This is a genomic window from Halomonas getboli, from assembly GCF_023094245.1.
GTDB lineage: Bacteria > Pseudomonadota > Gammaproteobacteria > Pseudomonadales > Halomonadaceae > Halomonas > Halomonas getboli.
This window is the reverse complement of sequence record NZ_JALMEW010000009.1, coordinates 1-13,536: the sequence shown is the minus strand read 5'-3', so window position 1 is coordinate 13,536 and position 13,536 is coordinate 1. Positions and strand designations below refer to the sequence as shown.

Annotated in this window: 10 protein-coding genes; 7 read left to right on the top strand and 3 right to left on the bottom strand. The window is 66.5% G+C overall.

Features of this window, described 5'->3' with window-relative positions; all coding sequences use genetic code 11:
• Positions 1–86: 86 nt before the first annotated feature.
• Complete coding sequence (locus MYL53_RS15545) at positions 87–896, bottom strand: outer membrane protein assembly factor BamD (RefSeq protein ID WP_247854861.1); 810 nt, start codon at positions 894–896, stop codon at positions 87–89.
• 158 nt (positions 897–1,054) lie between these two features.
• Between MYL53_RS15545 and rluD the strand changes: the two genes are divergently transcribed.
• The 3 genes from rluD to clpB all read left to right on the top strand — a co-directional run bounded on the left by rluD (position 1,055) and on the right by clpB (position 5,602).
• A complete protein-coding gene (gene rluD / locus MYL53_RS15540) occupies positions 1,055–2,014 on the top strand; it encodes a 23S rRNA pseudouridine(1911/1915/1917) synthase RluD (RefSeq protein ID WP_247854860.1) in 960 nt (319 codons plus the stop codon).
• Positions 2,015–2,024: 10 nt separating this feature from the next.
• A complete protein-coding gene (gene pgeF / locus MYL53_RS15535) occupies positions 2,025–2,780 on the top strand; it encodes a peptidoglycan editing factor PgeF (protein WP_247854859.1) in 756 nt (251 codons plus the stop codon).
• A gap of 239 nt (positions 2,781–3,019) precedes the next feature.
• Complete coding sequence (gene clpB, locus MYL53_RS15530; protein WP_247854858.1) at positions 3,020–5,602, top strand: ATP-dependent chaperone ClpB; 2,583 nt, start codon at positions 3,020–3,022, stop codon at positions 5,600–5,602.
• Between the two features lie 89 nt (positions 5,603–5,691).
• Here the strand turns inward: clpB and MYL53_RS15525 are convergent, their stop codons facing one another.
• Positions 5,692–7,065: a sugar porter family MFS transporter gene (locus MYL53_RS15525; RefSeq protein ID WP_247854857.1), complete on the bottom strand. Its 1,374-nt coding sequence runs from the start codon at positions 7,063–7,065 to the stop codon at positions 5,692–5,694.
• A gap of 586 nt (positions 7,066–7,651) precedes the next feature.
• Between MYL53_RS15525 and MYL53_RS15520 the strand changes: the two genes are divergently transcribed.
• Together MYL53_RS15520 and ilvN are read left to right on the top strand one after the other, a co-directional pair.
• Complete coding sequence (locus MYL53_RS15520) at positions 7,652–9,376, top strand: acetolactate synthase 3 large subunit (protein WP_247854856.1); 1,725 nt, start codon at positions 7,652–7,654, stop codon at positions 9,374–9,376.
• On the top strand, positions 9,376–9,867 hold the full coding sequence (ilvN, locus tag MYL53_RS15515; RefSeq protein ID WP_247854855.1) for an acetolactate synthase small subunit: 492 nt from the start codon (positions 9,376–9,378) through the stop codon (positions 9,865–9,867). Before MYL53_RS15520 ends, ilvN begins: the two co-directional genes overlap by 1 nt.
• Positions 9,868–9,939: 72 nt before the next feature.
• Here the strand turns inward: ilvN and ilvY are convergent, their stop codons facing one another.
• On the bottom strand, positions 9,940–10,830 hold the full coding sequence (ilvY, locus tag MYL53_RS15510) for an HTH-type transcriptional activator IlvY (RefSeq protein ID WP_247854854.1): 891 nt from the start codon (positions 10,828–10,830) through the stop codon (positions 9,940–9,942).
• Between the two features lie 192 nt (positions 10,831–11,022).
• Between ilvY and ilvC the strand changes: the two genes are divergently transcribed.
• Complete coding sequence (ilvC, locus tag MYL53_RS15505; RefSeq protein ID WP_247854853.1) at positions 11,023–12,039, top strand: ketol-acid reductoisomerase; 1,017 nt, start codon at positions 11,023–11,025, stop codon at positions 12,037–12,039.
• A gap of 128 nt (positions 12,040–12,167) precedes the next feature.
• Entirely contained in the window at positions 12,168–13,004 is an 837-nt protein-coding gene (pssA, locus tag MYL53_RS15500) for a CDP-diacylglycerol--serine O-phosphatidyltransferase (protein ID WP_247854852.1), read from the top strand.
• Positions 13,005–13,536 lie beyond the last annotated feature (532 nt).

The following is a 13,536-nucleotide window of genomic DNA, read 5'->3' as shown; positions in this document are numbered from 1 at the left end:
CAGCCTTCGGGGGGGGTCTTTTGCTTCGGGGGATCTCATGCTGCCGATTTGCAGCTTGCAGCTTGCAGCTTGCAGCTTGCAGCTTGTCAGGCGGTGAGCGGGTCGGCCTTGACGTAGCGTGGGTCGAAGGTGCGGCCGTCGAGGCGATCGTAATCCGGGGCGTTGTCGATCAGCACCTTCAGGCTTTCGCGGGCCCGCTCGGTCATGTCGAGGCCCATGTAGCCCTCGACCATCACCGCCAGAGCGTCGCGGGTGCCTTGGGACTCGGGATAGTGCTCGATGACCCAGCGACCGCGCTGCACCGCGGCCAGGTAGGCGCCCTTGCGCAGGTAGAAGTCGGCCACCTGCAGCTCGTGACGGGCCAGCAGGTTGCGCAGGTAGACGATGCGCTGCTGGGCGTCCGGCGCGTACTGGCTGTCGGGGAAGCGCTGGATCAGCTCGCGGAAGTCAGAGTAGGCGTCGCGGGTGGCGCCCAGGTCGCGCTTGGAGATGTCGATCAGCTTCAGCCCCTCGAGGCTGAAGCGGCCGGCCTGCCAGGCGGAGAGGCCGCGCAGGTAGTAGGCGTAGTCGACCTGGGGATGATCCGGGTGGAGGCGGATGAAGCGGCTGGCCGCGGCCCGCGCCTTCTCGAAGTCGTCGGTCTCGTAGTAGGCGTAGATCAGTTCCAGCTGGGCCTGTTCGGCGGTGTCGCCGAACGGGAAGCGGGTGTCGATGGCTTCGAGCCGGTTGATGGCGGTGGTGTAGCTGCCGCTTTCCAGTGCCGAGCGGCCCTCCCGGTACAGCTGGTTGGCCTGGAGGTCAGGCGCCTCCTCTTCGGGGGAGCTGGCACAGCCGGCCAGCAGGGCACTCGCCAGCAGCATGACGGCCAGGCGGGGTCCGGTCGTGATAACGCGCATCGTGATCCTCGTGTCAAACAACCCTGGGTGGCCGTGCTAGAATCGGCCCGAATTCGCCCACTATAAAGCACCTCGTGGCAAAACGCAGTCACCGCGCCAAGCGCGATGCCGCGCCGCCGGAGCGTGCTCCACCGCCCAGACGGAAGATCACCGAGTCCATGTCCCAGACCTTCGAAGCCCAGCACCGCGTCCCCGAGCACATGGCCGGCCTGCGCCTCGACCAGGCCGCCGCCGACCTCTTCGCCGATTTTTCTCGGGAACGCCTCAAGGCCTGGATCAAGGAGGGCGCGCTGACCCTGGACGGCCGCCCCGCCAAGCCCCGCGACAAGGTCTACGGCGGCGAGGCCGTGGCGCTGACCGCCACGGTCGAGGACGATGCCCGCTTCGAGCCCGAGGACATCCCGCTGGACGTGGTGTACGAGGACGATCAGGTGATGGTGATCAACAAGCCGCCGGGCCTGGTGGTGCACCCCGCGGCCGGCAACCCGGACGGCACCCTGCTCAACGGCCTGCTGCATCACTGCCCCGAGCTGGCGGCGGTGCCGCGGGCCGGCATCGTGCACCGCCTGGACAAGGACACCAGCGGCCTGATGGTGGTGGCCAAGACCCTCGCCGCCCAGACCGCGCTGGTGGAACAGCTCCAGGCGCGCACCGTGTCCCGCGAGTACGACGCCGTGTCGGTCGGGGTGATGACCTCCGGCGGCAAGGTGGACGCTGCCATCGGTCGCCATCCCAAGGACCGCAAGCGCCAGGCGGTGACGGCCTCCGGCAAGCCGGCGGTGACGCATTACCGGGTGGTGGAGCGCTTCCGCGCCCATACCCACGTGCGCTGCAAGCTGGAGACCGGCCGCACCCATCAGATCCGCGTGCACCTGGCGCACCTGCGCTATCCGCTGATCGGCGACCCGGTCTACGGCGGTCGCCTCAAGCTGCCGGCCGGGGCCGGCGAGACGCTCAAGGAAGTGCTGCGCGAGTTTCCCCGCCAGGCCCTGCACGCCCGCAAGCTGGCCTTCGTGCATCCGGCCAGCGGCGAGACCCTGACCTTTCGCGCGCCGCTGCCGGATGACATGCTGATGTTGCTGGACTTCCTGCGCGAAGACCGCGAGACCCGCCGCTAAGGAAACCGCGATGAGCGATGCCCTCGACCTGCGCCCGACCCTGATTCGCCCGGACTGGCCGGCGCCGCCCTCGGTGGCGGCCTGCGTCACCACCCGCGAGACCGGGCCCAGCCAGGGGCGTTTCGCCGCCTTCAACCCGGCGCAGCACGTGGGCGACAACTCGGCGCACGTGGCGCTGTGCCGGCGTCAGCTGCAGAAGGAGGTCGGCGACGACCGGCCGCTGCTGTGGCTCGACCAGGCCCACGGCGCCCGAGTGCAGTCGGAGTACGTCGAGACGCCGCCCGAGGCCGACGCCTCGGTGGCGCTCGATCGCGGCCACGCCTGCGTGGTGCTGACCGCCGACTGCCTGCCGGTGTTCTTCTGCGACAGGGACGGCCACCGCGTCGGCGTGGCCCACGCCGGCTGGCGCGGGCTGGCCGGCGGCGTGCTCGAGGCCACGGTGGCCGCCCTGGGCGTGCCGCCGGAGTCGCTGATGGCCTGGCTGGGGCCGGCGATCTCCAACGCCCAGTTCGAGGTCGGCAGCGAGGTGCGCCAGGCCTTTGTCGCCGTGCAGCCCGACGCCGCCGAGGCCTTCGTGCCGAGCCCCTATCGGCTGGGCCACTACATGGCCGACCTCTACAAGCTGGCGCGCCTGCGCCTGGAGCGCCTGGGGCTCGCCCACATCAGCGGCGGCCACTTCTGCACCGCCTGCGAATCCCGCTTCTATTCCTACCGCCGCGACGACGGCGTGACCGGCCGCATGGCCAGCATGATCTGGCTGCGCTGACGCGTTGTGTGTGAGGGGCAAGGTGTGAGGAGTGAGGGAAACCTTTCCCCTCACGCCTTACTCCCCGCTCCTCACCTCCTGCGCCCCTCCCGCGCTTGATCCATATCAACTCCCCCCGAGCTTCCTCCGGCGGTCGACTTGAAAGCCGTCCATCCTGACGCCATCTAGGATGTCAAGATCCATGACACCGGGACAGGCGGCGCGTCCGAATCGCGTCGCTACCCCGACGGAGGAACGCTATGCGAATCGACAAGTTCACCGCCAAGCTGCAGAACGCCGTGGCCGACGCCCAGTCGCTGGCCGTGGGGCACGGTCACAACCAGCTCGAGCCCGGCCACCTGCTGCTGGCGCTGCTCGATGCCACCGACACCGGCGTCAAGGCGCTGGTGCAGAAGGCCGGCGGTGACGCCGCCAGGCTGCGCGACGGCCTGGTCGGCCATCTCGACGACCTGCCGAAGGTCGGCGACTTCGACGGCGAGGTGCAGCCCTCCCGCGACCTGATGAAGCTGTTCAACCTCACCGACCGCGAGGCCCAGAAGCGCGGCGACCAGTACATCGCCAGCGAGCTGGTGCTGCTGGCCGCGCTGGAGATGCGCCACGCCGTGAGCAAGCTGCTCGGCCAGGCCGGGCTGACCCGCAAGGCGCTGGAGACCGCCATCGACAGCGTGCGCGGCGGCGAGAAGGTCAGCGATCCCAACGCCGAGGAGAGCCGCGAGGCGCTGGAGAAGTACACCCTGGACCTCACCGAGCGGGCCATCAGCGGCAAGCTCGATCCGGTGATCGGCCGCGACGACGAGATCCGCCGTACCATCCAGGTGCTGCAGCGCCGGACCAAGAACAATCCGGTGCTGATTGGCGAGCCCGGGGTCGGCAAGACCGCCATCGTCGAGGGGCTTGCCCAGCGCATCGTCGACGGCGAGGTGCCCGAGGGCCTCAAGGACAAGCGTGTGCTGTCGCTGGACATGGGCTCGCTGCTGGCCGGGGCCAAGTTCCGCGGCGAGTTCGAGGAGCGCCTTAAGGCGGTGCTCAAGGAGCTGGCCCAGGAGGAGGGCCGGATCATCCTGTTCATCGACGAGCTGCACACCATGGTCGGCGCCGGCAAGGCCGAAGGCGCCATGGACGCCGGCAATATGCTCAAGCCGGCGCTGGCGCGCGGCGAGCTGCACTGCGTGGGCGCGACCACCCTCGACGAGTATCGCCAGCACATCGAGAAGGATGCCGCCCTGGAGCGCCGCTTCCAGAAGGTGCTGGTCGACGAGCCCTCCGAGGAGGACACCGTGGCCATCCTGCGTGGCCTCAAGGAGCGCTACGAGGTGCATCACGGCGTCGACATCACCGACGGCGCGATCATCGCCGCGGCCAAGCTGTCGACCCGCTACATCACCGACCGCCAGCTGCCCGACAAGGCCATCGACCTGATCGACGAGGCCTGCTCGCGGATCCGCATGGAGCTGGACTCCAAGCCCGAGGAGATGGATCGCCTCGACCGCCGTCTCATTCAGCTCAAGATGGAGCGCGAGCACCTCAAGAAGGAGACCGACGAGGCCTCCAAGAAGCGCCTCGACAGCCTAGAGGAGCAGATCGGCGAGCTCGAGCGCGAGTACGCCGACCTCGACGAGATCTGGAAGGCCGAGAAGGCCAGTATCCAGGGCGCGGCCCAGTTCAAGGACGAGCTCGACAAGGCCCGCATCGACCTCGAGCAGGCCCGGCGCCAGGGCGACCTGGGACGGATGTCCGAGCTGCAGTACGGGGTGATTCCCGAGCTCGAGCAGAAGATCGCCGAGTCCAGCGCCGCCGAGGCCGATACCTCGCAGCATCAGCTGCTGCGCTCCAACGTCACCGAGGAGGAGATCGCCGAGGTGGTGTCGCGCTGGACCGGCATCCCGGTGTCCAAGATGCTCGAGGGCGAGCGCGACAAGCTGCTGCGCATGGAGGAAGCGCTGCACGAGCGGGTGATCGGCCAGGACGAGGCGGTCACCGCGGTGGCCAACGCGGTGCGCCGCTCCCGGGCCGGGCTCGCCGACCCGAACCGCCCCAACGGCTCCTTCCTGTTCCTCGGCCCGACCGGGGTGGGCAAGACCGAGCTGTGCAAGTCGCTGGCCGGCTTCCTGTTCGACACCGAGGAGGCGATGGTGCGCATCGACATGTCCGAGTTCATGGAGAAGCACTCCGTGGCCAGGCTGATCGGTGCGCCTCCGGGTTACGTCGGCTACGAGGAGGGCGGCTATCTGACCGAGGCGGTGCGCCGCAAGCCCTACTCGGTGCTGCTGCTCGACGAGGTCGAGAAGGCCCACCAGGACGTGTTCAACATCCTGCTGCAGGTGCTCGAGGACGGCCGCCTCACCGACGGCCAGGGTCGCACGGTGGATTTCCGCAACACCGTGATCGTGATGACCTCCAACCTGGGCTCGGAGATCATCCAGGCCATGGGCGGCGACGACAGCGGCTATGCGCAGATGAAGTCCGCGGTGATGGACGTGGTCGGCACCCACTTCCGTCCCGAGCTGATCAACCGCATCGACGAGGTGGTGGTGTTCCACGCCCTGCGCCAGGAGCAGATCCAGGCCATCGCCGCCATCCAGCTCGAGCGCCTGCGCGGGCGGCTGGCCGAGCACGATCTGGGGCTCGAGGTCTCCGACGCGGCCATGGCCCAGCTGGCGGAGGTGGGCTTCGACCCGGTGTTCGGCGCGCGGCCGCTCAAGCGGGCGATCCAGAATCGCCTCGAGAATCCGCTGGCCCAGGACCTGCTGGCCGGAGCGTTCTCGCCGGGCGACGTCATCCGCGTCGAGGCCGAGGGCGACCGTCTGGTGTTCCAGAGCTGAGGCTTTTCCCGGCCTGAAACGAGACCGCCCGCGCCGAAAGGCGCGGGCGGTTTGCTTTTGCCGGGCCGTCTTCTCGACGGCGCGTCGCGTCAGGCGCGCTGGGCGGCGGCGCTCGAGGCCTCGCGCTTGCCGCGTGGCTCGCGCACCAGGCGCTTCTGCAGATCCTCGAGGGAGACGCCCTTGGTCTCCGGCATCAGGAACATCACGAACACCAGCTGCAGCGCCATCATCACGGCGAAGAAGGCGAACACCGGGCCGCCGCTGAAGGTGCCGAGCACCCAGGGCATCAGCAGCGCGATCAGCGCCGCGCACACCCAGTGCACCGAGCTGCCGAAGGACTGGCCGCGGGCGCGCACGTGGTTGGGGAACACCTCGGCGATGAACACCCAGATGATCGCGCCCTGGCTCATGGCGTGGGCGGCGATGAACAGCCCCAGCAGCAGCGGCACGTCCAGGCCGCCCAGATCACCGCTGAAGAAGGCGCGCGAGATCAGCACCAGCGAGACCAGGTAGCCGGCCGAGCCGATGTAGAGCAGGGTGCGCCGCCCCAGGCGGTCGATCAGCGCCATGCCGAGCATGGTGAACAGCAGGTTGACCAGGCCGATGCCGGCGGTGGAGAGCAGGGCGGTGTTGGCGCCGAGCTCGGCGGCTTCGAGCACCCGCGGCGCATAGTAGATGATGAAGTTGATGCCCGAGAGCTGATTGAAGAAGGCGATCAGGAAGGCCAGCAGGATCGGCAGCCGATAGCGGCCGGAGAAGAAGCCGGCGTGGGCGCGCTCCTCGCTGGCCTCGGCGGCCTGGATCTCGGCGATCTGGGCATCGACGTCGGCCGCGGGGTCGAGGCGCAGCAGCACCTCGCGGGCGCCCTGGGTGTCGTGACGATGCAGGATCAGCCAGCGCGGGCTGCGCGGCACGCGGCTGATCAGCAGGGTGTAGAGCAGCGCCGGCACGGCTTCGATGCCGAGCATCCAGCGCCAGGCGTCGTCGTCGAACAGGTTGCCCAGCACGTAGTTGGACACGAAGGCCATCAGGATGCCGAACACCACGTTGAACTGGTACAGGCCGACCAGGGTGCCGCGGTGCTTGGCCGGAGCGATCTCGGAGATGTAGGTGGGCGCGGCCACCGAGGAGATGCCGACGCCGATGCCGCCCAGCAGGCGGAACAGGGAGAACCAGTAGGGATCGGTGGCCAGCGCCGAGCCGACCGCGGAAACCAGGTAGAGCATGCCGATCAGCAGCAGGGTGGCGCGGCGGCCCAGGCGGTCGGTCGGCCAGTTGCCGCCGATGGCGCCGATCACGGTGCCCCACAGGGCCATGGACATGATCAGCAGGCCGTGCTGGAGATCGCTGAGCCCCCAGAGGGCCTGGATGGGCTGGTCGGCGCCCGAGATGACTGCGGTGTCGAAGCCGAACAGGAAGCCGGCCAGGGCCACGGTGATGGACCACTGCACGATGCGCGACATGGGTGTCTCCTCGGTGAAGTGAAGTCTGGGTTGGGTGAATCGATTCATCTGCTGGGTGCTCGAATCCCCGGGAAGGGCATCATCGACGACGGATGGGACAAGCAGGCAAGGTGAATCGTGTCAGCTGGTATCATTAAAGCAGCAACGCCAGACGGCCGCGAGTCGAGAATTTAAGACTTTCGTCTGAAGTTGCGCCGATGACCGAGGAGAGAAACCGACGAAATGCGTCGATCGGCGCATGCCGTTCCGTGTGACGGTTGACACTCTTCGGGGGCTATTGGAATCTTGATCCTTCCTGATTATCGGGCGCGGACTCCAGCGGGCGACCCCCGACTCCCGCGCGAAGGGTAGGCCAACGGGCCTCTACCCGCCGAAGGACTTCCGGGTCCGGGCTAACCGCCCGGCCTGGCCAACGCCCCGACGCGGTAACCCGCCGTGATTAGAGTGCTGGCCCTAACCGGGCCTCCATACGCCAGGGTTTGGCATCAGGTGCCGGCGAGACCGGCAGCGGCATACCGCCGCACTCGACCCCGTGCCCATCACGAGGGCGCGGATCGCACTCGAGACCTCCAGGGGAGAAACATCAGTGGAACTGCTTTCCGGCGCGGACATGATCGCCCGCTTCCTGCAAGACGAGGGCGTCGAATACATCTACGGCTATCCCGGCGGCGCGGCGCTACATATCTATGACGCCCTGTTTCGCCAGGACAAGGTCAAGCACATCCTGGTGCGCCACGAACAGGCCGCCACCCACGCCGCCGACGGCTATGCCCGTGCCTCCGGCAAGCCCGGCGTGGTGCTGGTCACCTCCGGCCCCGGCGCGACCAACGCGGTGACCGGCATCGCCACCGCCTACATGGACTCGATTCCCATGGTGGTGCTGTGCGGCCAGGTGATGAGCCACCTGATCGGCGATGACGCCTTCCAGGAAACCGACATCGTCGGCGTGACCCGGCCGATCGTGAAGCACAGCTTCTCGGTCAAGCATCCGAGCGAGATTCCGGAAGTCCTCAAGAAGGCCTTCTACCTGGCGTCCACCGGGCGACCGGGCCCGGTGGTGGTGGACATTCCCAAGGACATGACCGCCCCCACCGAGCGCTACGAGTACGTCTATCCGAAGAAGGTCAAGCTGCGCTCCTACAACCCGGTCACCCGCGGCCACACCGGCCAGATCAAGAAGGCCGTGGAGCTGATGCTCAAGGCGCGGCGGCCGGTCTTCTACACCGGCGGTGGCGTGGTGACCGGAGACGCCAGCGAGGGGCTGACCGACCTGGTCAAGCGGCTGGGCTTCCCGATCACCACCACCCTGATGGGCATCGGCGCCTTTCCGCAGAGCGATCAGCAGTGTCTCGGCTGGCTGGGCATGCATGGCTCCTACGAGTCCAACATGGCCATGCACCATGCCGACCTGATCGTCGCCATCGGCGCGCGCTTCGACGATCGTGTGACCAACAACACCTCGAAGTTCTGCCCCACGGCCAAGATCGTCCACGTCGACATCGACCCGAGCTCGATCTCCAAGACGGTGCGCGCCGACGTGCCGATCGTGGGACCGGCGGGCAGCGTGATCAACGAGATGATCAGCCTGCTGCAGGGCCGCGAGATCGCCAACCCCGAGGCGCTCGCCGAGTGGTGGCAGAGCATCGACGGCTGGCGCGAGGAGCGCCGCGGCAAGCTCTACGAGCCCTCCGCCGAGGGCGAGGTGCTCAAGCCGCAGGAGGTCATCGAGGCCGTCTGTCGCGTGACCCGTGGCCAGGCCTACGTGACCACCGACGTGGGCCAGCACCAGATGTTCGCCGCCCAGTACTACAAGTTCGACAAGCCCAACCGCTTCGTCACTTCCGGCGGGCTCGGCACCATGGGCTTCGGCTTCCCGGCGGCCATGGGCATCAAACAGAACTTCCCCGATGAGCAGGTGGTGTGCTTCACCGGCGAGGGCAGCTTTCAGATGATGATGCAGGAGCTTTCCACCTGTAAGCAGTTCGGTGGTGGCGTCAAGATCATCAATCTCAACAACGCCTCGCTTGGCATGGTGCGCCAGTGGCAGGACCTGAACTACAAGTCCCGTCATGCCCACTCCTACATGGAGTCGCTGCCCGATTTCCAGCAGCTGATCGGCTCCTATGGCTTTACCGCGCTGAAGGTGCAGACGAAAGAGGAACTCGAGTCGGCCCTGGAACGGACCTTCGCCGACAACGACGAGCTGGTGTTCCTCGACGTCGCCGTGGATCCTCACGAGCACGTCTATCCGATGCAGGTGCCCCTGGGCTCCATGCGTGACATGCTGCTTTCCAAGACGGAGCGGACCTGATGCGCCATATCATCTCGATTCTGATGGAAAACGAACCGGGCGCCCTGTCTCGCGTGGTGGGGTTGTTTTCCCAGCGGAACTTCAACATCGAAACCCTCAACGTGGCGCCCACCGAGGACGAGACGCTGTCTCGCCTGACCGTGACCACTATCGGCGACGATCGGGTGATCGAGCAGATCACCAAGCATCTCAACAAGCTGATCGATGTGGTCAAACTGGTGGACCTGACCGAGGGCAGTCACATCGAGCGCGAGCTGATGCTGGTCAAGGTGAAGGCGCTGGGGGCGGCGCGGGACGAGGTCAAGCGTACGGTGGATATCTTCCGGGCGCAGATCGTCGATGTGACGCCGAGCCAGTACACCGTCCAGATCACCGGCGACGCCAGCAAGCTCGACGCCTTCCTCGAGGCCATGTCCCCGGTGGGGCTGCTCGAGGTGGCGCGCACCGGGGTGTCGGGCATCGCCCGCGCCGACAAGGTGCTGTCGCTGTAATCTCGGCACGACCCGCGTGATCGAAGAAGCCGCCCCTCGGGGCGGCTTTTTCGTGGTCGACTGACTCGAGGTTCAGTCGCGCTCCTCGACTTCGGCCCACAGGGCGTCGATCAGCGGGCTCTTCAGCCGGCGGTTGAGCACGCACAGCCCGACGTCGTAGTGGGGGAGCTCCGGCTTTACCGGCAGCACCCGGACGCGCTCGGCCAGCGGGCTGGCCTCCAGCACGATGCCCGGCACCACGCCGACGCCGAAGCCCAGGCTGACCATGCTGACGATGGCCTCATGGCCGGTCACCTGGGCGTAGATTTTCGGCTTGACGCCCAGTGCCCGGAACCAGGTATCGATCATTTCCCGCGACAGCCCCGACTCCGAGAGGATCATGGGCACGTCGCGCCACTGGTCGGCGCTGGGGGACTCCGGCGTGGCCGGTATCCAGGGGCGTTCCTCCGGCGGGGCGATGAACACCAGCGGCGAGCGGGTCAGCGACTTGAAGGCCAGGGCCTCGGGGAGGCGCCGCGGACGGGAGGTGATCGCCATGTCCTCGTCGCCCGCCAGTACCCGCGACATCGCCTGGGCGGGGTCGCCGGTGTGCAGCTTGAGCTCGATGCCCGGATAGCGGGTGCGGAACTCGCTGAGCAGGTCGTAGAGAAAGCTGTAGCTGGCGGTCACCGAGCAGTAGACGCTGATCTCGCCGGTCAGGGTCAGGGCTTCGCTCATCAGCGAATGACGCAGCCGCTCCCACTCTTCCAGGGCGTCGCGCGCATAGTCCTGGAAGTGGTGCCCCTGGCGGGTCATTGCCACGTGGCGGTTGTCACGCTCGAACAGCGGCACGCCGAGTGACTCCTCCAGCTGGCGAATCGATCGCGAGAGGGTGGAGGGGCTGACGTGGCAGGCCTCGCTGGCGCGGCCGAAGTGCAGGGTATCGGCCAGCACGAGGAAGTGTTTCAGGGGGCGCATGTCCATGGGATAAGTGTTTCACATTTTGGCATATGGCATTGCAAATATAGCGTTTTACGCAATGACGTGCCTGGCGTAGAGTCGATGCCAACGACCGGGCACACAGACCCGGGGCCTGACGCTCAGCGCCGCGACAAGACGGCGCGGGTGGCCATCGACGCTGACACCAACCTTCATTCTCGTTTCAGGAGCCTTCACATGCGCGTTTATTACGATAAAGACTGCGATCTCTCCCTCATCCAGGGCAAGCAGGTGGCCATCGTGGGTTACGGCTCTCAGGGCCACGCCCACGCCAACAACCTGAAGGAGTCCGGTGTCGACGTCGTCGTCGCCCTGCGCCAGGGTTCCTCCTCTGCCGCCAAGGCCGAGGCCGCCGGTCTCAAGGTCGCTTCCGTCGAAGAGGCCGCCAAGGCCGCCGACGTGGTGATGGTGCTGGCGCCGGACGAGAACCAGAAGGCCATCTACGAGCAGCAGATCGAGCCGAACCTGAAGCAGGGCGCGACCCTGGCCTTCGCCCACGGCTTCAACATCCATTACAACCAGATTGTGCCGCGCGCCGACCTCGACGTGATCATGATCGCGCCGAAGGCCCCGGGCCACACCGTGCGCTCCGAGTTCGTCAAGGGCGGCGGCATCCCCGACCTGATCGCCATCCATCAGGACGCCACCGGCAGCGCCAAGGAACTGGCCCTGTCCTACGCCGCAGGCGTCGGCGGCGGCCGTACCGGCATCATCGAGACCACCTTCAAGGACGAGACCGAGACCGATCTGTTCGGCGAGCAGGCGGTGCTGTGCGGCGGTGCGGTCGAGCTGGTCAAGGCCGGCTTCGAGACCCTGACCGAGGCAGGCTACGCTCCGGAAATGGCCTACTTCGAGTGCCTGCACGAGCTCAAGCTGATCGTCGACCTGATGTACGAGGGCGGCATCGCCAACATGAACTACTCCATCTCCAACAACGCGGAGTATGGCGAGTACGTCACCGGCGGCGAGGTCATCAACGACCAGTCCCGCGAGGCCATGCGCAACGCGCTCAAGCGCATCCAGACCGGCGAGTACGCCAAGATGTTCATCAACGAGGGCAACACCAACTACCCGTCGATGACCGCGCGTCGCCGCCTGAACGCCGAGCATCCCATCGAGCAGGTCGGCGAGAAGCTGCGCGGCATGATGCCGTGGATCGCCGCTAATCAGCTGGTCGACAAGTCCAAGAACTGATCGGACGCGAACGACGCTGAACGAACGAGGGCGCGGGTAACCGCGCCCTCGTTTGCGTTTTTGGGCAATGAGTCCTGCCGGGCTCTATGTGTAGAATGGACCCAACCCTAGTCGCAACGGATGACACCATGAGTCAGGACCCCAGCAATCGCGAGCCACAGACCCCGTCGTCACATGATGACGATGACCTGGCCAAGACCTTCCTGCGTGAGTCGGAGGTGGTCGAGGAAGCGCTGGAGGATGGCAAGAAGGTCCGCCGCAAGGGGATCTACCTGCTGCCCAACCTGTTCACCACGTCGGCGCTGTTTTCCGGTTTCTTCGCCGTGATCGCCGCCATCAACGGCGATTTCACCTCGGCGTCCATCGCCATTTTCATCGCCATGGTGCTCGATGGCCTGGATGGCCGGGTGGCGCGTCTGACCAATACTCAGAGTGCCTTCGGCGCCGAATTCGACTCGCTGTCCGACATGCTCTCCTTCGGCGTGGCGCCGGGGGTTGTGGCCTTCACCTGGATCCTCCAGGACGTGGGCAAGACCGGTTGGGTCGTGGCCTTCCTCTATGTGGCCTGTGCGGCCCTGCGCCTGGCCCGCTTCAACGTGCAGATCGGCAGCGTCGACAAGCGCTGGTTCATCGGCCTGCCGAGCCCCTCCGCCGCGGCGGTGGTCGCCGCCAGCGTCTGGACCTTCCATAGCTTCGACGCCGATGCCCTGGGCTTCAAGCTGTGGATGCTGTTCCTGGTCGGCGCCGCCGGTGTACTGATGGTCAGCAACGTTCGCTATTACAGCTTCAAGGACGTCGACCTCAAGGGACCGGTGCCCTTCGTGATGCTGCTGGCCATCGTGCTCGGCTTCGTGGTCATCTCCATCGAGCCGTCGGTGATGCTGCTGCTGCTGTTCGGCACCTATGTGGCTTCCGGCCCGGTGATGGCACTGCTGCGCAAGATGAAGGGCGGCGCCAAGGACTGAATCGCGGTATCCTGGCTCGCCTCGCTATGACGCCCGCCTCGTGCGGGCGTTCTTGTCTCCGGAGGGCGGGCCGGTCTGTCCACAGCCGGTCGGGCGCGGGAGAGGGTGTGGATAAGGTTATGGCGGACGCGATGTCATGCGCTCGCCACCTGCCTGAAAATAGTTCTTGCGTCGCGGCGGGAGAATCCGTAAAGTACGCATCCGCTGCCGGCGACGGGCAACGTTGCAGGCGGTGATGAGTGGTAGAAGCACTTGTTTTTCTTGGGTTTTTTCGAAAGTTGTCGAAAACGCTCGATTGACAAGTCCGCCGGAAACGGTAGAATGCTCACCGCTCGATCGGACATCGCTTCAGACGCTGGAGTCGATCGCTCGGTCATCCGCTTCGCTTCTTCGGAGGCTTGAAGATCACCGGTTGACACGGCGCGCCGATCACGTAGAATACGCCTTCCTCGCAGGGCGCCGGCCGAACGGCCAGGCAGATGCGAGACGCTCTTCTCTTCGTTGAGTCGAGCTGCTCTTTAACAATCGATCA